Source organism: Streptomyces sp. SN-593 (assembly GCF_016756395.1).
Lineage (GTDB): Bacteria > Actinomycetota > Actinomycetes > Streptomycetales > Streptomycetaceae > Actinacidiphila > Actinacidiphila reveromycinica.
Map to the genome: position 1 here is coordinate 8,144,215 of NZ_AP018365.1, position 23,544 is coordinate 8,167,758.

10 protein-coding genes are annotated in these 23,544 nt (G+C 75.1%); 2 read left to right on the forward strand and 8 right to left on the reverse strand.

The window, feature by feature from the left end:
• Nucleotides 1-11: 11 nt before the first annotated feature.
• From RVR_RS34485 to RVR_RS34500, 4 genes are read right to left on the reverse strand one after another with little or no spacing between them, the layout of a single operon-like run.
• Nucleotides 12-2,234 carry a penicillin acylase family protein gene (locus RVR_RS34485; RefSeq protein ID WP_202237849.1) on the reverse strand — a complete coding sequence of 741 codons (2,223 nt, stop codon included), beginning with the start codon at nt 2,232-2,234 and terminating at the stop codon, nt 12-14.
• Nucleotides 2,228-5,386 (reverse strand): non-ribosomal peptide synthetase, encoded by a 3,159-nt coding sequence (locus tag RVR_RS34490; RefSeq protein WP_202237850.1) that lies wholly within the window; start codon nt 5,384-5,386, stop codon nt 2,228-2,230. The genes RVR_RS34485 and RVR_RS34490 overlap by 7 nt, the downstream gene beginning before the upstream one ends.
• The gene (locus tag RVR_RS34495; RefSeq protein WP_202237851.1) at nt 5,383-7,032 is read right to left on the reverse strand and encodes a condensation domain-containing protein; all 1,650 of its coding nucleotides are present in this window, start codon (nt 7,030-7,032) and stop codon (nt 5,383-5,385) included. The genes RVR_RS34490 and RVR_RS34495 overlap by 4 nt, the downstream gene beginning before the upstream one ends.
• The gene (locus tag RVR_RS34500; RefSeq protein ID WP_237405149.1) at nt 7,029-8,258 is read right to left on the reverse strand and encodes a MupA/Atu3671 family FMN-dependent luciferase-like monooxygenase; all 1,230 of its coding nucleotides are present in this window, start codon (nt 8,256-8,258) and stop codon (nt 7,029-7,031) included. The genes RVR_RS34495 and RVR_RS34500 overlap by 4 nt, the downstream gene beginning before the upstream one ends.
• 245 nt (nt 8,259-8,503) lie before the next feature.
• On the opposite strand from RVR_RS34500, the gene RVR_RS34505 reads away from it, so the two are divergent.
• Together RVR_RS34505 and RVR_RS34510 are read left to right on the forward strand one after the other, a co-directional pair.
• Nucleotides 8,504-10,018, forward strand: a complete 1,515-nt coding sequence (locus tag RVR_RS34505; RefSeq protein WP_202237853.1) for a condensation domain-containing protein — start codon at nt 8,504-8,506, stop codon at nt 10,016-10,018.
• Nucleotides 10,015-10,800, forward strand: coding sequence for a thioesterase II family protein (locus tag RVR_RS34510; RefSeq protein WP_202237854.1), 786 nt, complete (start codon nt 10,015-10,017; stop codon nt 10,798-10,800). Before RVR_RS34505 ends, RVR_RS34510 begins: the two co-directional genes overlap by 4 nt.
• Before the next feature lie 98 nt (nt 10,801-10,898).
• Here RVR_RS34510 and RVR_RS34515 read toward each other — a convergent pair whose 3' ends face one another.
• The 4 genes from RVR_RS34515 to RVR_RS34530 form a co-directional block, all read right to left on the reverse strand.
• The gene (locus tag RVR_RS34515; protein WP_202237855.1) at nt 10,899-15,503 is read right to left on the reverse strand and encodes a type I polyketide synthase; all 4,605 of its coding nucleotides are present in this window, start codon (nt 15,501-15,503) and stop codon (nt 10,899-10,901) included.
• Nucleotides 15,504-15,541: 38 nt separating this feature from the next.
• Nucleotides 15,542-20,872 carry a non-ribosomal peptide synthetase gene (locus RVR_RS34520; RefSeq protein ID WP_202237856.1) on the reverse strand — a complete coding sequence of 1,777 codons (5,331 nt, stop codon included), beginning with the start codon at nt 20,870-20,872 and terminating at the stop codon, nt 15,542-15,544.
• Nucleotides 20,873-20,994: 122 nt separating this feature from the next.
• Nucleotides 20,995-22,794: a 1-deoxy-D-xylulose-5-phosphate synthase gene (locus tag RVR_RS34525; RefSeq protein ID WP_202237857.1), complete on the reverse strand. Its 1,800-nt coding sequence runs from the start codon at nt 22,792-22,794 to the stop codon at nt 20,995-20,997.
• Nucleotides 22,795-22,903: 109 nt separating this feature from the next.
• A complete protein-coding gene (locus RVR_RS34530; protein ID WP_202237858.1) occupies nt 22,904-23,062 on the reverse strand; it encodes a hypothetical protein in 159 nt (52 codons plus the stop codon).
• Nucleotides 23,063-23,544: the final 482 nt, after the last annotated feature.

The window sequence follows — 23,544 nt, forward strand, 5'->3', positions numbered from 1 at the left end:
GGTGCGGGGTGTCACGCCTCTCCCGGCGGGATCGGTACCAGCCGTGTGGTGGCGCCGCCGGTCGGCGGCGGGTCCAGCGGCCGGGGGGCGGCGGTGAGCCAGGCGGTGAGCTGGTCGCTGTAGAACGGGCTGCGCGGGTCTCCGGACTGGCCGCCCGGAAGGTTGAGGAGCGCCTGCGCGGGCCGGCCGGGGGACGCGGCCAGCCGTACGGCCGGGCCGAAACCGGGCCGCGCCGCGCAGACCGACTCCGGGCAGCCCGGCATCTCCTCCTGGGGCGGGTCCAGGAGCGCGGCCAGTTCCGGCGCGAGGCGCGACATGGGGTGGCGGATGCCGGTGGGGTTCAGCGCGCCCCACCGCAGCGCCTCCGGTCCGGTTCCCGGCGCCAGGTGGCGCAGCAGCCCCCCGCAGACGTCGAGTTCGAACAGCAGGAAGCTCCGCTGGTCGCGGTGCGGCGGGGGGAAGAGCGAGGCGTCGCCCAGCATCGCGCGCAACGGGGCCTCGTGCGAGTGCCAGCAGTAGACGAAGCCCTCGTCGCGGGCCGTGCAGCGGCTCAGCAGCGCGGCGAAGAGCGACTCGCGCAGGAGTTCGCGCCAGGCGACCAGCACGGCCAGCCCGATCGCGTCGGTCCTGGCGGTGCCGTCCCAGGCGCGGACCGCCTCGCGCAGCCGCCCGCGCTGCTCGTCGGCCCGTGTCACGGGGTCGGTGAGGACGCCGAGTGCCAGGTCGCGGTAGAAGGCGTAGAACTCCGCGTCGGTGTCGGCCTGGAGCGCCAGCAGCCGGTGTTCGTCCCAGGTCCCGCCGGCGTCGAGCAGCTCGCCGATGCGCGCGGCCCGCCGGGCGGAGAAGTGGTTGGCGGCCAGGCCCGGGACCTCGCTGAGCTCCCGCACCCCGTTGTTGGCGCTGACCAGCCGCCCGGAGGCCGGGTCGGTGACGTGCGGAAGCTCCTGCGGGCGGCGGTGGGCGGTCCAGGCGCGGTCGGGCGTGACCGGCCCGGCGCCGTCCCGCACGGGGAAGCGGCCGGAGACGGTCCAGGCGATCCGACCGCCGGAGTCGGCCAGCAGGATGTTCAGCGGCGGGCCGCCGGACCGCCGGGCGGCCCGCGTACCGGCGTCGACGTCTCCCGCGGTCATCAGCGCGCCCAGCCCGAGGTCGACGGCGCCCGGGTCCCGGCCCACCCAGTGCCGGGCCAGCAGGACACCGTCGGGTCCCGGCCCCTCGACCGGTCCCCACGGGCTGTCCTGCACCTCCACGTCGACCGGGTCGCCGTGGAGCACCTCGACCCGTTCGCGCCGGGTGGTCAGGTGCGCGCGCCCCACCTCGACCAGCTCGACCACGTCCGCCGCCAGCCGGGTCGCCCCCCAGGCCAGCGTGCTGCTGACGCCGGTGACGAAGACCGGCAGGCCGGGGACCGTCACGCCGTCCACCCGGCCGCCCGGCCAGCGCAGGCCGGCCCGGTGGAAGAGGGTGGGCGCGCCCAGCGGCAGATGCATGTCGTTGGCGAGCAGCGCACGCCCGTCGGTGGTGTGCGAGCCGGCCAGGGCCAGGGCGTTGGAACCCCAGGGGCGGTCGTCCGCGGCCACGACCTGGCGGTCGCCGCCCGACGGGCCCGGCGCCTCGGCGAGCAGGGCGCGCAGCGCCCGGACCGGCGGGTCGGCCTTCCTGCCGTCGGCCGGTCGGCCGTCCAGCCCGACGAGATAGGGGTCGGACGCGCAGAGGAGGAAGTCGACCACGTCGGGGGACAGCGAGCGGGCCATCAGCGCGCGCATCCGGTGGTGTTCGCCGTCGCCGCTGAGCATCTGGGCCAGCAGCAGGGCCACCAGCAGCGAGTCGCGCGGCCGCCACGGCTCCATGGCCAGGCCGAGCACCTCCAGTTCCAGCGGCGGCGGCGCCGAGGCGATCACCGCGTTGACGCCGCCGGTGTAGGCGGTGAGCACCGCCCGCTGGTCGGCGGGCAGTTCGCCCAGCGCCCGATCGGCGGCGGCGGTGAGCCCCGCCCGGCGCTGCGCGATGTCCTGGGCGACGGCCGAGGCGCCGAAGAGCTCGGCCAGCCGGCCGGCCGCGCCGCGGCGCAGGAGGTCGAGATGGAAGAGGCGGTCGGCGGCAACCGCGTGGGCGAGGCCCGCCCAGCCGTCGGACAGGCAGGAGGCCCGGACGGTCGGCACGCCGCCGGCCGCGTAGTCGATCGTGACGTCGGCCCGGAGTCCGCGCAGGCCGTGGACGGCTCCGGTCACCACAGCGCGCCGGTGCTGCGGGCGACCGGTTCGCCGGGAGACGTCAGCAGGCGGTCCAGCACCAGCCGGACCTCCTCCAGCAGGTGCCGGGCCGGTTTCTCGTCCAGTACCGATCTGCTGACCTCCAGGGTGAGCCGCACATCGTCTCCCTCCTCGCGCACGACGAAGGACGCCGCGGTCGAAGACGGCAGCACGCCGGCCTGCGATTCCTCCGAGGACCGGTGCACCTCGAAGCGGGTCGGGCCGACCCGGTGGGGCGGACGCGGCGGTTCCCAGGCCACGCCGACGTGGAACGGCGGCTGCCCCGGCGGCAGCGCGTCGAACGCGAGCTCCACCGGGGCGCGCTGGTGCGCGAAGCTCTCCAGTACCTCCGCGCGGGCGGCGGCCACCAGCGTGTCGAAGTCCGCGGCTGGGTCCACCGGCACGTCCAGCACCAAGGTGGTGCTGAACAGGCCGACTGCGTGTTCCCAGGCAGCGTCCTCGCGGTTGGCGGTCAGGGTGCCGAGCCGCACCGGCGACAGGGCGCTGCGGGCGTGCAGCGCGGCGGCGAGCGCGGCGGTCAGGCAGATGAACGGCGTGGCGCCCCGAGCCGCGGCGAAGTCCCGCAGCCTGCGCCCGAGTGCGGCACCCAGCGCGACGTCGGCGGTGACGAAGCTGAACGGGTCGGCGCCGTCCGCGGGGCGGGGACCCCACCGCGGTTCCGGCACCGGGCGGCTCAGTTTGGCGGCCCAGTACGCCAGGTGGCCGGCGTAGCGTCCCTGCTCCAACTGGGCCCGCTGGCCCGCGGCGTAGCGCAGGTGCAGGGGGTCGGCGCCGGGGTCGGCGCCCACCCCGCCGGACAACCGCGCGCGGTACGCCCCGGCGAGGTCGGCCAGCACGACGTGGAGCGACACCCCGTCGCAGAACAGGTGGTGGACCGCCAGCAGCAGGTACGAGCGGTCCGGTGCCAGCCGGACCAGCCGCGCACGGAGCACCGGCCCGCGCACCGGGTCGAGGGGCTCGGCCAGCAGGCCGCGGGCCTGCCGGACCACCGCCTGCTCGGCCGACCGCCCGGCCAGGTCGCCGAGTTCGGTCACCGGGCAGGGCGGCGCCGCGGCGGGGGCGACCGTCTGGGTCGGCTCGCCGCCGTCGGTGCCGGGGACCACGCGGCCCCGGAGCGCCGGGTGCGCGGCGACCACGTCGCCGAGCGCCGCGGTCAGCACCCGCACGTCCAGCGGTCCGTCGACGAGGACCGGCAGGAGCGCCGTGTTGAAGGGCGTGCCGGCGAGGAACTGCTCGGTGCGCCACAGCTCCTGCTGCTGTACGGACAGCGGGCAGGGCGCGTCGGCGTCCCGCCGCGAGCCGTCCGCCTCGCGGCGCGGCAGGCCGGCGATGGCCGCCGCCACCGCGCGGACCGTGCGGTGCTCGAAGATCACACCGACGTCCACCGCGCGGTCGAGTCTCCTCGTCAGCCGGCCGGCCGCCTGGACGGCGAGCAGGGAGTGGCCGCCGAGCGCGAAGAAGTCGTCGTCGGGCGAGGTCGCGGGCCGGTCCATCAGCCCGTTCCAGACCTCGGCGACCTGCTCCTCCAGCGGGGAGCCCCACGCCTGCGGCCCGGCGGAGGGCGGTTCCTGCCGTGCGGCGTCGGCGGCGATGGCCGCCCGGTCCACCTTGCCGTTCGCCAGCAGCGGCAGCCGGTCGTAGACGCGCAGCGAGGCCGGCACGAAGTGGCCGGGCAGGCGGGTGGCCAGCTCGGCCAGCAGGGCGGCGGACAGGTCCGGGCCCACCCGCGCGGACTCCACACCCGCGGCGAGCACGACCGCGCCGCGGCTGTCCGAGGTGACGGCCAGCGCGGCACGGCCCACGCCGTCCAACGCCGCGAGGGCCGCCTCGATCTCACCGGGTTCGACGCGGTTGCCGCGGATCTTCACCTGGTCGTCCAGCCGCCCGCGCAGCCGCAGCGTGCCGTCGGGCAGGAGGGCGCCCACGTCGCCGGTGCGGTAGAGGCGGTCCGCTCCCGTGCCGGTGAAGCGTTCGGCGGTCTCGGCGGGTGCCCCGCGGTACCCGCGGGCCAGGCACACGCCGCCCAGGTGCACCTCGCCCTCGTCGCCCGCGCGGACCGGGCGGCCGGTGTCGTCCAGGACGACCACCCGGACGTTGTCGACCGGCCGCCCGACGGTCAGTTCGGCGCCGGCCGGTTGGAAGCCGCCGGTCACCTGGACGGTGGCCTCGGTGGGCCCGTAGACGTTGGCCATCGCGCAGCGCGGCAGCAGCCGGCGGGTGCGCAGCCACAGGTCCTCGCGCACCCGGTCGCCCCCCAGGAACAGGCTGGAGAGGGCGGGCACGGGGACGGTGGCGGACTCCAGGACCAGCAGGAGCTCCTCCCACAGCGCGGGCACGCAGTGCAGTCCGGCGCCCGGGCGGGCGGCCAGCTCGCCCAGCAGGCGCTCCGGGTCGAGCCGCAGGCCCTCGTCCACCAGCCACACCGCGTCGCCGCGGGTGAGCGGAGCGATCACCTGCTGGAGACAGGCGTCGGAGGTGAGCCGGGTGGTGGCGGGCAGCAGGGCGACACCGCCGTCGACCCGGTTGGCCCGGGCCACCCAGCGGCAGTAGTTGACCAGACTGCGGTGCGTGACCTCGACTCCCTTCGGCACGCCCGTACTGCCGGAGGTGAACATCAGGTAGGCGAGGTCGTCCGGCTGTACGGGGACGTCGGCCTGCTGTACGGGGACGTGGTCCGGCCGCCCGGGGACGTCGGCCGGCCCGGCAGGACCCGACCACAGGTCGGGACCGAGCACGACCGAGGGCGTGTCCTTGCCCGCCCGCAGGGCCCACTCGGCGGACTCCTCCTGCCCGCACAGCGCCGCGTCGGGGCGGGCCTGCTCCAGCAGGGCCCGGGTGCGCTGCGGCGGGTCGGCGGGGCCGAGCGGCAGCCAGGCGGCGCCCGCCGTGAGCGTGCCGAGTATCCCGGCCATGAGTTCGGGGGTGGCCGGTCCGAAGACCGCCACCAGCGATCCGCGGCCGACGCCCACCGAGCGCAGCCTGGCGGCCACCCGCTCCGCCGACAGCAGGAGTTCGCGGTAGCCGACGGTCCGGCCGGGCGCGTGCAGCGCGACGGCGTCGGGACGGCGGCGGGCGTGTTCCGCGACCAGGTGGTGCACGCAGGCGCCGGTCACAGGGCTGCCTGCTCGGCGACGAGCGGGCCGACCGCTGTGCACGGCTCCTCGGTGACCGTCCGCAGGATGCCGTCGAAGGTGGCGACCAGCGCCTTGATCACGTCGGGCGGGTAGCGGTCGGCCTTGTAGGTGACGTACCCGCAGAGCGCGGGCCCGTCCGCGCGCAGTTCCATCGTCAGTCCGAAGGTGGTGGGGTCGAGTTCCTGGTCGTCGCCGACGGCCAGACCGGACGCCTGGCGCAGGAGACCCCCGGGCACCGGGGTCTCGGGCACCCAGGGGTCCTGGAGCGCGAAGCCCACCTGGAGCAGGTCGGCGAGGTCGATGCCGTCGCGCTCCCGGAGCGCGTCGACCACCTCCTCCAACGGGACGTCCTGGTGGTCGAACGCCTCCAGCAGGGCGGCCCTGACCGTCCGCAGGTACGCCTCGAACGGGGCGGCGGGGTCGATCGGAGCGCGCAGCACCAGGGTGTTGGAGAAGAGGCCGACCAGCTTCTGCGTCCCGGGCCAGCGGCGGTTGGCGACCTGGATGGCGGCCATCGTCTCCGGTGCGCCGCAGCGGGAGGCCACCGCGAGCAGGAAGACCGCCAGCAGGACCGTGAAGTCGGTGGTGTTCTCCCTGCGGGCCAGCCGGGCGACCGAGGCCAGCGCCGCGGCGGGCACGGCGACGGGCTGCGTGGCGCTGCGGTACTCGTCCTCGTCGTCCAGCGCCCCGGGCAGCCGCAGGTCGGGGTAGGGCGGTGCGAGCCGGTCCAGCCAGTAGGCGCGGGACGCGTCCATCCCCCCGGCCGCCCGGTGGCCCGCCTGCCAGGCCGCGAAGTCGGTGTACGTGTAGGCGAGCGGCTCGGGCGCCGCGGTGCCCTCGACCCGGGCCCGGTAGTGCGCGGCGACGTCGGCGACCAGTTGGCCGCGCGACCAGCCGTCGAAGGCGATGTGGTGGGTGACGACCAGCACCGCGCTGCGGGTCGCGGTGAAGCGCAGCACCCTCAGCCGCAGCGGGATCTCGCGGACCAGGTCGAACGGCAGCCGGGACTCGGCCTTGGCGGCCCGCCGGATCACCTCCTCGCGCGCCGCCTCGTCCAGGTCGCCGTACTCGCGCTGCCGGACCGGCACGGTGAAGTCGGGGCGTACGGTCTGCCGGGGGCCGTCGGGCCCCTCCTCCAGGGTGGCGCGCAGGACGTCGTGCCGGCGTACGGTGCCGCGCAGCGCGGACATCAGCAGGCGTCGGTCGAGGTCCCCGGTCAGGTCCACCCGCATGACCTGGTTGAAGAACGCGGCCTGCGGCAGGACGCGTTCGACCTTCCAGAAGCGCTCCTGGAGCGGGGCGAGCGGAGCACCGTACGGGCGCAGCGGGGGGTGGGCGAGCCGGACCGGGCCGTCGGCGGGCGCGTCGTCCGCGGCGCGGGCGCCGGTCTCCCGCGTCCGCTCCCGGGCGGCGTCGACCAGCACGCCCAGGCTCGCCAGGGTGGGATGGTCGAAGACGTCCCGCAGCCGCAGTTGGACGCCCAACTCCTCCGTGATCCGGCCGATCAGCCGGGTGGCGATGAGCGACTGCCCGCCCAGGCTGAAGAAGTCGAGGTCCTCGGCGCCGGCGGGGTGGTCGAGCAGTTCGTTCCACAGGTTCCGCAGGCGCTCGGCGGTGTCGTTCACGCCTGTGCCCCGGCGCCGCCGAGGGCCAGGACGCCGGCCGCTTCCGCGGCCTGCCGCAGCTCCTGAAGATGCACCAGGTTGGCCAGCACCTCCTGCGGTGGGACGCCGAAGTCCACCAGGCAGGCGATCTCGGTCACGCCCGAGGCGGCCAGTTCGCGGACCCTGGGCAAGGCGGACTCCGGCGTCCCGAACAGCCCGTTGGTGGTGAAGTAGCGTTCGAAGGCCAGCTCCGCCAGGGCCGCCCGGTCCGCGGCGCTCACCTTGGCGGGGTCGATGGCCACGTCCTTGCTGCTGGCCAGTTTCGCGAACAGCTCCATGTGCGAGCGCAGGTAGCCGACCAGGGGGGCGTGGACCGTGCGCCGCACGGCCTCCTGATCGGGGCCGACGAAGGTGTGGAGCATCGCGGTGACCGCGTGCTCGTCCGGATCGCGCCCCGCGGCGCGCAGTTCGTCGCGGTAGAGCGCTGCCTTCTCGGCGAGTTCCGCGGTGCTCTGCTCCAGCAGGGCGGTCAGGACGTGCAGTCCCTCACGGGCGCCGGTGCGCCAGGTCTCCGGCGAGGAGGACGCGGTGATCCACAGCGGGATCTCCGGCTGCACCGGGCGCGGCAGGGTGCCGATCCCGATGAGGGTGCCGGCGCCGTCCCGGCGCTCGATCGTGTTGCCCCGCCACAGCTCGCGCAGTTGCCGGATGCCCCGCACCGTCCGGTCCCGCCGGTCGGCGTAGGCGTCGGGGGACAGTGCGAAGTCGTTGGGGTGCCAGCCGGAGGCGAAGGAGACCCCGGTCCGGCCGCCGGACAGGTTGTCCACGACGGCCCACTCCTCGGCCACCCGGATCGGGTCGTGCAGCGGGAGGACGACGCTGCCGGCCCGTATCCCCACGTGCTCGGTGACCGCGCTGACGGCGCCGGCCAGGATCGCCGGCGCCGGGTAGGGGCCGCCGAAGGAGTCGAAGTGGCGCTCGGGGAGCCAGATCGCCTCGAAGCCGTTGCGGTCGGCGAAGCGGGCGCAGTCCAGCAGGAAGGCGTAGTGCTCGGCGGTCGTGTGGTCACCGCCGGCCGAGAAGAAGAACAGGCTCCACTTCAACGGCTGCCCGCCGTGCCGTAAGCGGGGCGGGGCGGGAACCTGTCCGGGCGGCTCGGGGGGCTGGCTGCGGGCGGCCAGCCGTTCCTGGAGCAACCGACGCTGCTGCGGGGACAGGGCGCGTATACGGGCGTCGATTTCCACCACGGGCGGGAATGCCTCCATGAGACGGCCGGTAGGTGGTCCCACATCGGCAGGGGCTGAGGGACGGGCCCTGAAGGGGACGCACGGCACGGTGAGCCGGATGAATGACAGCGCGGGTCAGGTGGAGCGTCAGCGTTCACCCAAGGATCTGCACTCGGCACTCCGCCGTCAAGAGCGCTCGACGGGGGGCCTCTGGACGCCCCATGCCTGCCGTGGTCTTCTGGCATCCGACGCTTGGGAGGGACGAGATGGCAGGGGAAGCGCGAGCCGGCGCCGCGTCCGTGGGCGGCGCGGGCAACGACCTGGCCGGACGCCTGGAACGGCTCACCACGGCCCAACGGGCCCTGCTGAAGCGCCGGTTGGGGCAGCGCGCGTCGCCCGGACCCTACCGGCCGTCCGCGACGCAGTTCGGGATCTGGCTCTTCGAGCAGCTCAACCCCGGAACCTCGACCTACCACAACCCGGCGGCCGTGAGGCTGTCCGGGCCGGTCGACGAGGACCTGCTGCGCGCGGCGCTCCAGCGGGTCCAGGACCGTCACGAACCGCTGCGCTCCCGCTACCCGGCCGACGAGGACGGCGTGCCGCGCGCGTTCGTGGAACCACCGGACGCGCTGCGCCTGCCCTGGCGGGTGGAGGACGTCAGCGCGCTGCCCGACCCCGAGCAGGAGGCGGCGCGGATCGTGGCGCGGGAGGCGGTCACACCCTTCCGGCTCGACCGGGGGCCGGTGTGGCGCTGCCTGCTGGTGCGCACCGGCCCCGAGGAACGGGTGCTGGTCACCACCTTGCACCACATCGTCTCCGACGGCGGTTCGCTGGGTGTGCTGCTGGCCGAACTCGGCGCGCTGTATCCGGCCTTGGCGGCCGGCGAGCGGCCCTGCCCGGCCGACCCGCCCCAGGGGTACTTCGCGCTCGCGGCGAAGGACACCGTGCCGCCGGGCGCCCTGGAGCACTGGCTCACCATCCTCGACGGCGCGCCGGACCGGATCGACCTGTCCGCGCTGGCCGAGTGGCCCGGGCGCGGCGAGCCGCCCTCGCCGCCGGCGCCGGACGGGGGCTCCGCGCCGACCGGACCCGCGCGGGGCGCGGCGGTCGACCGGCGGTGGGCGGGCCGCGAGCTGACGCTACAGGTGCCGGACGGCACGGCCACGGCGCTGGAAGACCTGTGCGCGCGCCACGGTTCGAGCCTGTTCACCGGGCTGGTGGCGGCGTCGGCGGCCACCCTGTACCGGACGAGCGGTCAGGACGACCTCGTGCTGACCACCCCCGTCGACCGGCGCGGCCACGAAGGCCGCGCGCTGATCGGCTGCTTCGTCAACACGGTGGTCCTGCGGCTGCGGGTCGGTCCCGACGACCGGCTGGACACGCTGCTGGCGCGGGCCGCCGGGGTGGTGGCCGACGCACTGGCCCACAGCGGCCTGCCGTTCTCCCGGCTGGTCTCGGCGCTGCCCCGGCGCGGCGGCGGCCGGAGCCCCTTCGGGAACGTGGCCGTGGTACATAACAACGCGCCCATGGACGCCGTGTCCCTGGGCGGCCTGCGGCTGAGCCACCACCCCTTGCCGCCGGTCGAGGTCAAGCACGACCTCGCCCTCTCCTGGAACCGTCGGCGCGACGGGCTCACCGGCCGGATCGAGTACGCCGCGCGGTTCCCGGACGCCGCGGTGGAGCACCTGGGTGCGCATCTTCGGCACACCGTGGAGACGCTGGCCGCCGCACCCGCCACCCGCGTCGCGGACCTGCCCGGGCTCTCGGAGGTGGCACGGTGACCGGGGCCGCCGGGGCCGGTCCGCGGCTGTCCGGCTCGCCCTGGTTCCCCTACGCCGCCGAGGAGAGCGACGCAAAGACCCGGCTGTTCTGCCTGCCGTACGCGGGGGGCGGCTGGGCCGTCTTCCGGGACTGGCAGGAGCAGTTCGGGCCGGAGGTCCACGCCGTGCCGGTGAAGCTGCCCGGCCGTGCGGAGCGCCTGCACGAGCCCGCGGTGGCCCGCATGGACCACCTCGCGGACCTGCTCGCGGCCGAGCTGGTCCCGCTGCTGGACCGGCCGTACGCGCTGTTCGGCATCAGCATGGGCGCGCTGCTGGCCTTCGAGACGGCCCACCGGCTGGTGACGCGCGGACTGCGCGCCCCGCACCGGCTGTTCGTCGCCTCCTGCCGCGCGCCTCGGGAACCGTTCGACACGCCGCCGGTCCACGGGCTGCCGGACACGGCACTGATCACGGTGCTGGACCGGCTGACGGCCACCCCGCCCCAGTTGCTGGCCAACGCCGAGCTGATGCGGTTGGTCCTCCCCACCTTCCGGGCGGATCTGGCGTGCACCGAGACCTACGTGCGCCCCGACCGCGCGCCGCTGCCGGTCCCGGTGACGGCCGTCCGGGGGCGGGAGGACGACACGCTGACCGAGGCCATGGTCGACGGCTGGCGCGCCGAGACCTCCGCCGGTTTCGAGCAGGTGGAACTGGCCGGCGACCACTTCCTGGTCCACGGCGACCAGCGCGAACTGACCGCGCTGGTACGCCGGCGGCTGCCCCGGAGCGGCCCGGGACGGTAGTCCGCGAAGCGCGGGCGCGTCGGGCGCGGGGTGGCGTCGCTCCTCAGGAGCTCCGTCCACCCCGCGGCCCGGCCGGCCCGCCCCGGGGGGGGCGGGTGTCAGGCGTCCTCCTCGCCCTCGGCGCCCAGCGCGGCCTCGACGTCGGCACTCGACAGCCCCTCGATCTCGTTGAGCAGCGCCTCCAGTTCCGCCGAGGCGACCTCACCGACCTCCACGTCCGCGGCCGGCTCCTCTTCCGTGGCCGGCTCCTGCCCCGCCGCCGGGGCGGCCTTCGGCCCGCCGGCCGGCGGTGTCTCACCGGCGGCGCGGATGAGCTGGGCGATCGTGGCCACCGTAGCCTCCTGGAAGATCTCGCCGAGGGGCAGCTCGATTCCGTGGGCGTCGCGCAGCCGCCCCACCAGTTGCATGGCCAGCAGGGACTGTCCGCCCAGCTCGAAGAAGCTGTCGCGGACCCCGATCCCGTCGATGCCGAGCAGGTCGCGCCACAGGCCCGCGACGTACTCCTCCGTCTCGTCGCGGGGCGCGACGTAGGGCACGGACATCTTCGGCCGGGCCTTGGCGGTCCCGGCGGAAGGTGCCGCCGGCCCGTCGTCGGCCGGCCGCGCGGCGGCGCCGGCGCCGGCCTCGGCCTGCCGGGCCAGTGCCTCCCGCAGATCGGGGTCGGCCGCGCACACGGTGAACGGCCCGTCCTCGCGCACCGCGGTCAGCAGGCGGTAGAGCTGCCTCGCCTCCTGCGGTCCGCAGTCGGCGGCGTCACGCAGACCGGCGGTGTCGGCCTCCCGCCAGTGCTCCCACTGGACGTTGGTCCAGCGCCGGGCCGCGGTCCGGTTGCGCAGCGCCACGTAGGTGTCGGCGTACCAGTTGGCCGCCGTGTAGGCCGCCCCGCCCACTCCGCCCAGCAGGCTGGAGAGCGATCCGACGATCAGGCAGCGGTCGTACGCCACGTCCTCCAACGCCGCGTCGAGAGCGTGCAGCCCGGTCATCTTGGTGGCCATGTGCTGCGCGAACAGCTCGGGTGAGGAGTCCAGCACGGAGCGGATGCCCTCGGTGACGGACATGCCCGGGGTGTAGACCACCCCGGCGAGGCGTCCGTCCGGCCGCGCCGCCTCGTGGACCGCCGCGGTCAGTGCTCCGGTGTCCTCGGCGTCGCCCCGGCGCACGGTCAGCCGGTCGCCGCCGAGCGCGCGCAGTTCCTCCAGTTGCCGCCGCGCCGTCGGGGCGAGCGCGGCGGGGTCGGCGCGGTCGTAGAGCACGACGTGGGCGGCGGGGTCGCGCAGGATCTCCGCGGCCAGGGTGCGGCCGATCATGCCGAGGCCGCCCACCAGGAGATGGGTGCCCTGCGCGGAGGGGACCTGGTTGCCGGCGTGCACCCGGACGTGCGCGCGGACGAACCGGTTGCGGCCGCGGAGGGCCACCGGGGACGCCTGCGACGCCGTGTCGCCCAACTCGGCGAGCAGGTCCGCCACCGTCTCCGGCAGCCGCCCGCCCGGATCGCGCGGGTCGAGTTCGAGCACCCGGCAGTCCCAGGACGTCTCCTGCGGCACCACCCGGCACAACCCGACCGCGGTGGCCAGGCCCGGCCGCACCGGATCCTCGCCGGTCACGTCGAACACGTGACGGGTGACGTGGAGCAACCGAGGCGGCCGGGCCCCGCCGGCCGGCAGGATGTCGAGCAGCGACCGCAGACCGGCTGCCTGCTCCTGCTCGACGGTGTCCGCGGGAGCGGCGTCCAGCGCCCGCAGGTGCACCACGACGTCCGGGCGGGAGCCGGGCGTGTCCAGAGCCGTCTTCAGGGCGGCACCGGGGTCGGCGCCGGCGTCCACCAGCGTGACGCGGCTGCCCAGTGCGGTCAGCCGCTCGCCGAGCGCCGCACCGACACCGGACCGGTCGGACAGCACCAGGACGGCGCCCGGCACGGCATCGGTCCCGGTGGTCGCGGTGGTCCCGGTTCCGCCCGTCGCGCGCGGCAACTCCACCCAGCGCGGCCGGTGGATCCACTCCTCCGGCCCCCTGGGCACCTCCTCCAGCGCGACGGCCGCGTCGTCCGGTGCGGCGTCGATCCAGCACCGGGTGCGCTGGAAGGGGTAGGTGGGCAGCGGCACCCGCAGGCGGGGGTGCCGGTGGGTGTGCTCCCAGTCGATGCGGACACCCTGGTGCCACAGCTCGGCGAGCCCGTCGAGCAGGGCCGCCTGTTCGCTGCCGCGCTGGTCGGCGGCGGGCATCAGGGTGGCCACGGGCGCGGACCGCGCCCCCAACTCGCTGGCGGCCAGCGCCGACAACTGGCGGCCCGGACCGACCTCGATCAGGACGCGGCCGGGCGCGGCCACGGCCTCCCGCAGGCCGTCGGCGAACCGGACGGTCTCGCGCAACTGCCGTGCCCAGTAGCCGGGGTCGGTGGCCTGCTCATCGGTCAGCGGCATCCCGGTGACACCGGAGACCACCGGGATCGCAGGGGGGGTGAGCGCCGCCTTGGCCACTTCGGCGGTGAAGTCGGCCAGGACGGGGTCGAGCATCGCGGAGTGGAAGGCGTGGGAGACTTTCAGCCGCCGGCTCACCACGCCGTCGGCGCGCAGCTGGGCCTCGAAGTCGTCCACCTCCTGGTGCGTTCCGGCGACGGAGACCAGCGCCGAGCCGTTGACCGCGGCGATCGACAGTTCCCGGTCGCCGATCAGCTCGCGGACCCGGGCCTCGGGCAGCGGCACGCCGAGCATCGAGCCGCCCGGCAGGGCCGCCACCATCCGGCCGCGCGCGGCCACCACCGACAACGCGTCGGCCAGGCTGAAGACGCCCGCCAGGGTCGCGGCCACGTACTCGCCGATGCTGTGCCCGAGCATGGCCGCGGGTTCCACACCGTACGAGAGCAGCAACCGGGCGAGCGCGTACTCGACGGTGAACAGCGCGGGCTGGGCGAGGTCGGTCGAGGTCAGGCCGTCGGCCGAGGGGTCGCGGCGGGTCAGCAGCAGCGGCCGCAGGCGGTCGGCGACCTCGGCGGGCATCAGGGCGAGGCACTCGTCGACCGCGTCCCGGAACACCGGTTCGGTGCGGTGGAGTTCGGCTCCCATGCCGACGCTCTGGCTGCCCTGGCCGGGGAAGAGGAACACCACGGAACCGGCCTCGTCCGCGGTCTCCGAGCTGCGGACACGTCCCGAACCCTTGGCGCCCAGGGCGCTCGCGGCGTCGGCCAGGTCCCGCGCCACCACGCTGGCCCGGTACTCGTGCTCGGTCCGTCCGACCTGGAGGGTGTGGGCCACATCGGCCAGTACGGCGCCGGGGTTCTCACGCATCCAGCGGGCGGTCTGCTCCATCCGCTCGGCGAGGGCCGGCCTGCTGCGCGCGGAGAGCACCACGAGCTGGCTGCCGGGCTCCGGTGCGCCGACCACCGGGTCGGGGGCCTCGCGCAGCACCACGTGCGCGTTGGCGCCGCCCATGCCGAGCGAGTGCACCGAGGCGTAGCGCGGCCGGCCCGGCTCGCCCTCCATCGGCAGCAGCTCCGTCGGCACGTAGAACGGGCCGGACGCGAAGTCGATCTCGGGGTTGGGGGTGCGGAAGTGCAGCACCGGCGGGATGGACTTGTTCTTCAGGCACATGACGGTCTTGATGAAGCCGGCCACCCCGGCGGCGGCGTCGAGGTGGCCGATGTTGGGCTTGACCGAGCCTATGGCGCAGTAGTTCGAGCGGTCGGTGGTGAGCCGGTACGCCTTGGTGAGCCCGGCGACCTCGATCGGGTCGCCCAGCGGCGTTCCGGTGCCGTGCGCCTCGACGTAGTCGATGACGTCCGCGGTCAGACCGGCCGAGGCGATGGCGCCGGCGGCGGCGCGGGCCTGGCCGTCGACGCCCGGCGCGGTGAAACTCGCCTTGGCCCGGCCGTCGTTGCCGATCGAGGTGCCGGCGATGACGGCGTGGATGTGGTCGCCGTCGCGCAGCGCGTCGTCGAGGTGCTTGAGCAGCACCGCTCCGGCGCCGTTGCCCACCACGCTGCCGGTGGAGTCGGCGTCGAAGCTGCGGCAGTGGCCGTCCTCCGAGGCGGTGGCGTTCTGAAGGTAGCCGGCGTTGTGGGGCATCCGCAGCGACGCCCCGCCGGCTATGGCCATGTCGCACTCGCCGGCCAGGATCGCCTGCGCGGCGAGGTGGATCGCGGTGAGGGAGGTGGAGCAGGCGGACTGCACGGAGACGGCCGGACCCTGGAGGTTCAGCTTGTAGGCGACCCGCAGTGCCAGGTAGTCCTTGTCGTTGCCGATCATGGTGGCGTGGTCCCCGACCGCGTCCAGCATCCGCCGGTTGCCGATGAGGTTGACCAGCAGGTAGGTGTTCATGGTGGAGCCCGCGTACACGCCGACCAGCCCCGGGTAGCGGGCCGGGTCGTAGCCCGCGTCCTCCATGGCCCACAGGGCGCACTCCAGGAAGAGCCGGTGCTGGGGGTCCATCAGCTCGGCTTCGCGGGCCACGTATCCGAAGTAGTCGGCGTCGAAGTCCTCCGCCTCCTGCAGGGCGGCGGACGCCGGCACGTAGCGGGGGCTTGCCAGCATGTGGGCGGGCACGCCGGCGGCCCGCAGTTCGTCATCGTCGAAGAACCGGATCGACTCGACGCCCTCGCGGATGTTCTGCCAGTACTGGTCCGGGTTGTCCGCACCGGGGAACCGGCAACCCATACCGATCACCGCGATGTCGGCGGGGATCGCGTCGTTCTGCTTCTGACCGTTCAACTGCGCTCCAGAGTCGGTCCGGGCAAGGGGACGGAGGATCAGCCGAAGGTGATCCGGATGTGCTGGGCGCCGCGCCGCCGGGTGCGGCCGGTGACCACCGGGCGGTCCGTGTCGTCCGGACGCCCGGTGTGGAGCAGGATCTCCAGATGAGCCGCCAGTTCCGCGACGGTGGAGAACTCGAAGAGGAGCATCAACGGCAGTCCCGGCAGGTTCAGTTCCTCTTCGAGGCGGGAGATCAGCGGCGCCACCAGGAGCGAGTGCCCGCCCAGGTCGAAGAAGTTGTCGTGGGACCCGACGCGCGGGATGTCCAGGACCTCCTGCCAGACCTCCGCCACCCGGCGCTCCACGGCCCCGGTCGGCGGTTCTCCGCGGACCGGCGGCGCCGGACGGGCCGCCGCCAGGCTCTCGTCCAGCCGGGCCCGGTCGAGTTTGCCGTGCGCGGTGCGCGGAAGCGCGTCGAGCGGGACGATGCGGGTCGGCACCTCGTGCGCCGGCAGGTGCCCGGCGGCCCAGGCGCGCAGCGCGTCGACGCCGAAGCCCGGCCCCGGCACCACGCCCGCGGCCAGCCGGCGTCGGCTGCCGTCGCCCTCGACCACCACGACGGCGTCGAGGACGTCCGGGTGCCGCAACAGAACGGCCCGCACCTCTTCCGGCTCCACCCGGAATCCGCGGATCTTCACCTGATCGTCCAACCGGCCGAACAGGACCAGATCGCCGTCCGGACGCAGACTGCCGAGGTCGCCGGTGCGGTACCGGCGCCGCCCGTCCGGCCCGGTGGTGAAGGCCCGGCCCGCGGTCCCGGGCCGGTTGAGGTAGCCCGCGGCCACCCCCGGCCCGCCGATGACGACCTCGCCGAAGCCGCCCGGCACGGTCGGATCGTCCCAGGGGTCGAGGACACCGACCCGCGAACGGCCGGTCGGGGGCCCCACGGGCACGACGCCGCTGCCGGCGGCCGCCTCCTGCACGCCGATGAAGCGCATCGAGCAGTTGATGCTCGCCTCGGTCGGCCCGTAGCCGTTGACGAAGACCGCGTCCGGCGCCACCAGCGCGGTCAGTGCCCGGAGCGCTTCGTAGGTCAGCATCTCGCCGCCCAGCACCACTGTGCACACCGAGGGCATGTCCACGCCCGCCACGGCCAGTTCGGCGGCGAAGGACGGCGTCAGGTAGAGGATGGTCAGTCGCTCCCGCCGGACGAACCGGGCGTAGCCGGGGGCGGACAGCCGTTCGGCCTGCTCGGGGAAGTGCAGGGCGGCGCCGAACAGCACCGTGGTGAAGACCTCCTGAAGGCCGAAGTCGAAGCTCAGCGACAGCGTCTGCGGGAGCCGGACACCGGGGCCGAGGCCGAACCGCTCACGTTGCCACAGCAGCAGCGGCAGCACGTTGGCGTGGGTGATCGGCACGCCCTTCGGCGTACCGGTGGTGCCCGAGGTGTGGACCACGTAGGCCGGGGTGTCGGCACTCGGCGGGCCCTGGACACGCACGGCAGGCGGCGGCGCCGGGTCGTCGAGCACGACCACCGGGCGGCCCGGGGCCAGCCGGGCCGCGCGGGCCGCGTGCGCGCGGTCGGTGAGGACCGCGGCGACCCCGGCGTCCGAGGCGACGAACCGCAGCCGGTCCTCCGGGAAGGCGGGCAGCAGCGGCACGACGCAGCAACCGGCGGTGAGGGCGGCCAGCACAGCGGTGACGAACCGCGGCTCGGGCGGGAGCAGCACGCCGACCGGGGCCCCCGCGCCGGAACCGGCGGCGCCGGCCAGCCGGGCCGCGGCCACCGAGACCTCCGCACCGAGCTGGGAGTAGGTGACCGTGCGCCCCGCCGAGACCACCGCCGGTTCGTCGGGGTGGGCGGCGCAGGCGTCCGCGAAGCAGTCGGCCATGGTGCGCGACGGCTCGGGCCGGGGGCCGCGGCCCACGGTGAGCTCGGCCAGGCTCGCGCGTTCCCCGTCCGACAGGACGGTCAGGGCGCTGATCGGGGCGTCCTGGTCCGCCACCGCCGCCGCGGCCACCCGCAGCAACCGCCCGCCCAGTTCCTCCACGGTGACGTCGTCCAGTACCTCGCCGGCGTAGCGCAGCACCAGGGTCAGTTCGCCGTCGGACTCGGCGACGCTGACGTCGAGGTCGGCCAGCACGGTGGTGTGCGGCAGCGGTACGGCTTCCAGCACCAGACCGCCCACCCGGCACGCGCGGCCGGGGATCTCCTCCGCGAGCGCGGACAGGCCGTCCGGGGCGCCAGGAGGCGTCGCGGTCCAGCCGAACATGGTGGCGAACAGCGGGCCCCGCGCGGTGTCCCGGGCCGGCCGGACCGCGGCGGCGATGAGCGGCAGCGGATACTGCCGGGCGGCCAGGGCCCGCCGGAAGCGGGCGGCGGTGTCGCCGACCAGCCCGGCGAACGAGCCCTCCGCCGGTACCTCCAGCGGCAACGGCAGGGTGTTCACGCAGTAGCCCACCACCTGGCCGGAGCGGGCGTCGGGGCGCACGGCGGTCGGTACGCCCACCACGAACCGGCGCTCGCCGGACAGCCGCGCCAGCAGCACCGCGTGGCAACTCAGCAGTACCGCGAAGGGCGTGGTGCCCAGCCGGCGGGCGGTGGCCAGGACCTGCTCGCTCAAAGCGGTGCCGAACGGCAGCCGGATCAGGTCGCCCGACCAGGTGCGCGTGGCCGGGCGCGGCCGGTCCAGGGGCAGCCGCAGCTCGCTGTCCGCCCCGTCGGCCAGCAGGTCGATCCACTCCCCGCGCATCCGTTCGCCCGCGGGCCCGGTCAGCAGCCGGTGTTCGGCGGCGACCATCTCGGACATGCCGGGCGCGGGAGGCAGGGCGTCGGCGGTGCCCTCCGCCAGTTCGCGGTAGCGCTCTCCGGTCTGGGCGAGCAGCAGGCCGAGCGACCACAGGTCGGCGGCGATGTGGTGGACCGACAGCAGCAGGACGGGGTCCTGCCCTTCCGGCCGGATCAGGGTGATCCGGGCCAGCGGCCCGTGTTCCGGGTCGAGCGGGTCAGCGGCGCGGGCGGCCAGCAGCGCGTCGAGGCCGTCGGCAGGGGCGTCCAGGACGACCAGTTCGGGGACGGGCGCGCCTGACGGGTCGGCGGTCACCCGGCCGCCGGCCACCGTCCACCGGGCGCGGAGTGCTTCGTGCCGTCCCATCACCTCGCGCACCGCGCGGGCCAGCACCTCGGCGTCCACGCCGCCGCGCAGCCGCGCGGCGCGCGTCACGGCGTAGCGGGAGCCGCCGGCGGAGGAGTGCTCCAGGAACCACAGCGCCTGCTGCCCGGCCGAAGCCGTCGGCGCGGGCTCCCGGTCGGGGGCGCTGTCCTGGCCGGGAGAGGTGTCCTGGCCGGAGGGGGTGTGCCGACCCGTGCCGGGGTTCGGGACGGTGGCCGTACTCCCGGCGCCGGGTGACGGGTCCGGCCCGCCCGCCGGGCCCGGGTCGGGGGCGCCGGCGCGTACCGCTTCCGCCAGGCCGCCCACCGTGGCGTCGTACAGCAGTTCCTCCAGCGGGACGGTGCGGCCGAACCGCTCCTGGAGGGCGTGTTGGAGCTGGACCGAACGCAGCGAGTCCAACCCCAGCTCCGCCAGTGCCCGGCCGGCCGAGAGGCCGGCGGCGTCCGGCACGCCCAGCACCTCGCCCAGCAGCGCCAGGAGAGCGGCGTCCGGCCCGTCGGCCGGAACCACGGCGCCCTCGCCCGTCCCGCCCGCCCCGTCCAGCGGGGATGCCGGGGATGCCGGGGACGCGGGGGACGCCGGGGACACCGTCTGGAGGGCGCCGGAACGGTAGGCGTCCCGGCAGGCGCGGCGGCGGATCTTGCCGCTGGACGTCTTGGGTATGGTCCCCCGCGGGATGAGGAAGAGGTGGTCCAGGCGCAGACCGTGCCGACGGGCGACGTCGGCATGGACCGCGGACAGCTCGTCGGGGCCGGCGTCGCCCCGGACCTCGGCCACCACGACCAGCCGCTCGCCGACCGCGAAGGCCGCGACACAGCCCTTCCTGATCGCCGGGCACGCCTGCTCGACGGTGGACTCGATGTCCTGAGGGAAGTGGTTGCGCCCGCGCACCACGATGACGTCCTTCGAGCGCCCGGCGATGTGCAGTCGGCCGTCCGCCAGGAAGCCGAGGTCCCCGGTGCGCAGATACGGCCCGGCGCCGTCCGCCGTCCGGGCCGCGAACAGCTCGGCGGTGGCGTCGGGCCGCTCCCAGTACCCGGTGCCGATGCTGGGGTCGGTGGCGGTCATCCAGATCTCGCCCAGCTCGCCGTCGGGGACCGGGGTGCCGTCCGCCCCGACGATCAACAGCGAGGGCGGCGGGGCGCCGCAACTGACCGCCGTCTCGCCCTCGCCGCCCGGGACCGGCGCTGTGCCGGGGGCGTCGCCGGAGTTCTCGGCCGAGACCAGCAGGGTGCACTCCGCCAGTCCGTAGCTGGGCGTCATCGCGGCGGGGCGGAAGCCGGCCGCGGCGAAGTGCGCGGCGAAGGAGGCGACGGTCTCCGGCCGTACCGGCTCACCGCCGTTGATGGCTGTCCGCCAGGCCGTGAGGTCCAGTGTGCGCAGGTCGTCCTGCCCGACCTTGCGCACCGCCAGCTCGTAGGCGAAGTTCGGTGCCGGGCTGATCGTCGCGCCGAAGCGGGACAGGGCCCGCAGCCAGCGGACCGGGCTCTCCAGGAAGGACAGGGGCGAGAGCAGGACACAGGTGGCTCCCAGGTGGAGCGGGTGGAGCACCGAGCCGATGAGGCCCATGTCGTGGTACAGCGGCAGCCAGCTCACCACGACGCTGTGCTCGTCCTGCCCGTACGTCGTCGTCATCCGCCCCTGGTTGGCGACCAGTTGGCGGTGGCTGACGACCACCCCGCGCGGGGTGCCGGTGGAGCCCGAGGTGAACTGGAGCAGCGCGGACGCGTCGGTGTCGACGACGGGCGCGCTCCAGCCGTCCGGCGCCCGTTCCGCGCGGTCCAGCGGTTCCAGCACCACCGCATCGGGCGTCCCGGCCGTGATCTCCTCCATGGCCCACGGCAGATCGGTGAGAACGGCCACCGGCCGGGTCGCGGCGGCGATGTCCCGGGCGGTGTCGATCTCCCGTCGGCCGACCGGCGGGTAGACCGGCACGGCGACGAACCCCGCGTACCAGCAGCCGAGCAGGTCGACGACGAAGGACAGCCCCGGGGTGTGGGCGAGTACGGCCCTGTCGCCCGGTTCCCCCAGTGCCTCCAGCCGTGCGGCGGACGCGCGTGCTGCCGCGTCCAGCTCGGAGTACGTGAGGGAGTCCGTGACGTCCTCGCCGTCGCCGAGGAAGCGGAAGGCCGTCTTGTCGGGGCTGTTCCGGGCGTGGGCACGCAGCCGTTCGGTCAGCGTCGTGACGGACGGCGGAGGCGGGCAGGACGTCATCGGGGGGCTCCCGTCGGGGGCGGTCAGGAGGAGACAGGGTCGGGAAGCTGCCGTCGGGGGCCCGGCCCGGGTGCCGGCGACCCGGCCGGTCCCCTGGTCACCGGGGCGGCCCCCGGCGGACCTCACCCCGGGAGGGAGCCGCCGCCCGCTGTGAGGGCCGTCCAGCGGGCCAGCAGATCGACGGTGATCCGGTCCGGGGTGAGTCCGCAGGCGGCCCTCAGGTCCGGTACGGAGCCGTGCGGCAGATAGTGGTGGGCCACTGCGAACACCCGTACCGGGGTGTCGACGTCCTCGTCGGCGAGGTACTCGCGCACCGCGGCGCCGAGACCGCCGCGGCTCCAGTGGTCCTCGACGACCCCGACCATCCGGTGCTCCCTGGCCAGGGCGGGCAGGCGCGCGTCCAGAGGTTCGATCCAGCGGGCGTTGGCCGACCCGGCCGGCACTCCGGCGGCGCGCAGCCGGGCGGCCACCTCGGTGGCGCAGGGCAGCAGGTCGCCGGCGCCGATGACCAGGATGCCGCCGGGGGCCGGGTCCACCTGCCAGGCCGTCAGGTCGTCGTCCGGTCCGGCCGCCGGGTCATCCCCCTGGGGCGGCACGGGGTCGTCGATCGCCTTCCCGTAGCGGATGGCGACGGGTCCCGGGTGCCGCATCGCGGCCCGCAGCAGGCCGCGCATCTCGGCGGCGGTCGACGGGGTCGCTATCGCCATCCCGGGGATCTGGCGTAGCAGCGCGAAGTCCCCGAGACCGTGGTGCGAGGCGCCGTCGCCGCCGGTGATCCCGGCCCGGTCGACGACCACCACGACCGGCAACCGGTGCAGCCCGATGTCGAACAGCAGTTGGTCCTGGGCCCGGTTGAGGAAGGAGGAGTGGATGGACAGCACGGGGTGCCGACCCGCCATGGCCAGTCCGGCGGCGAGTCCCGCGGCGTGCTGCTCGGCGATGCCGACGTCGAGTAATCGGTCGGGGTAGCGCTCCTGGAAGACGTCGAGTCCCGACGGGCCGCCCATGGCGGGCGTGATCACCACCAGGTCCGGGTCCTCGGCGGCGAGTTCCACCAGGCACGGGCCCAGCACCGAACCGGCCGGCACGCGGCCCCGCGGCAGCACGTACTGGCGGCCGGTGCCGGCGTCGAAGGGGCCGACGCCGTGCATGTGCTCGGTACGGTCGTCGAGGGCGGGCTGGTAGCCGCGGCCCTTCTGGGTCCTGACGTGCACCAGCAGGGGACCGCGCTCCGCGCCGGCGTCGGCCAGAACCTTCTCCAGAGCACCCAGGTCGTGCCCGTCGACGGGTCCCAGGCAGCGGAAACCCAGCGCCTCGAAGACACCCGGCGCCACACCCGGCCGGGAGTCCCGCAGGTGCCGCGCCAGCGCGCCGGTGGTGGGCGCGTAGCTGCGGTTGTTGTCGTTGAGCACGATGGTGACGTCCAGCCCGCGGTCGCCGATGTCGTTGAGCGCCTCCAGCGCCATGCCCGTGGTGAGCGAGCCGTCGCCGGTCACGGTCACCACCCGCCGGTGACGGCTCGCCGGGCCGGCCGCGAAGGCGGTGGCGAGCCCGGCGGCGTAGGACAGGGACGTGCCGGCGTGCGAGTTCTCCACCCAGTCGTGCGGGCTCTCGGCCCGGCTGGGGTACCCGGACAGTCCGTCCAGCTCGCGCAGAGACTCGAAGGCCGGGGCCCGCCCGGTCAACATCTTGTGCACGTACGCCTGGTGACCGGTGTCCCACAAGATGACGTCCTCGGGACTGCGGAAGGCCCGGTGCAGCGCGATCGTCAGCTCGACGACGCCCAGGTTCGATCCCAGGTGGCCGCCGGTGGCCGAGACACTGCTGACGAGCAGTTCACGCACCCGCGCCGCCACACCGGGCAGGTCCTCCGGCTCCAGCCGACGCAGGGAATCGGGCGTCCACACGTCAAGGGCGGTCATGCAGCCGAACCTCCGTCGCCGGGTCGGGGATTCACGGGGCCTGTCGGCGCGACGCCGCCCTGCGCGTGTGAGGCGGGGAGGGGGCGGGTGGCGGATGGGCTCACAGGGGTCAGAGCTCGGTGGAGGTCTGGCCGGTGCCGGGATCGGCCGGCTTCTCCTCCGGGTCCTCGGCCTCGAGCTCCTCGACGTCCTGAAGCGCCTTCAGGTAGAGATCGCGCACCTTGTTCAGTTCCTCGTCATTCAGAAAACGAGAGAATGAGTTCGGCATGTGTGACTTCTCCTCGAATGTCCGTCGGACGTGCGAGAACAAACCAGCAGCCCGCGCCGCAGGTGTGACGGCGGACGCAGGGTGGGACGCTGCCTCAAGACCCCTGATCGAGTGCGCGGTCAGCGTAGCCCAGCGATCACCTGACTGTCTTTAGGCAAATCAAGCCACATAACGGGCTCGATCCGCCCGGAAGCCGGTTCCGGTTCCGGTTCCGGTTCCCGACGGGACCAGTGTCGTACCCGCGGACGTTCACCTGCTGCGGGTGCTGCGGGTGCTGCGGGTGCTGCGGGTGCTGCGGGTGCTGCGGGAGCCGGCCGCCCGTACCCGGGCACTGTGCCGGTCCGTCTCCGTCGCCGTGCCCGGCGAAACGGCCTCACTGGTCCCGCCGGGCACGGACGGGTCGCCGGGTACGCCGGCCCTGGCGCCTTCCCGCTGGTGCCGACCTCGGCGCGGCCGGGGAGCGCACCCGCGCCTGACGGCCG

What these genes read in the sequence shown, in the direction of transcription:
- RVR_RS34530 (WP_202237858.1), bottom strand. Translation starts at nt 23,062, where the DNA reads ATGCCGAACTCATTCTCTCGTTTTCTGAATGACGAGGAACTGAACAAG.
- RVR_RS34520 (WP_202237856.1), bottom strand. Translation starts at nt 20,872, where the DNA reads ATGACGTCCTGCCCGCCTCCGCCGTCCGTCACGACGCTGACCGAACGG.
- RVR_RS34505 (WP_202237853.1), top strand. Translation starts at nt 8,504, where the DNA reads ATGGCAGGGGAAGCGCGAGCCGGCGCCGCGTCCGTGGGCGGCGCGGGC.
- RVR_RS34525 (WP_202237857.1), bottom strand. Translation starts at nt 22,794, where the DNA reads ATGACCGCCCTTGACGTGTGGACGCCCGATTCCCTGCGTCGGCTGGAG.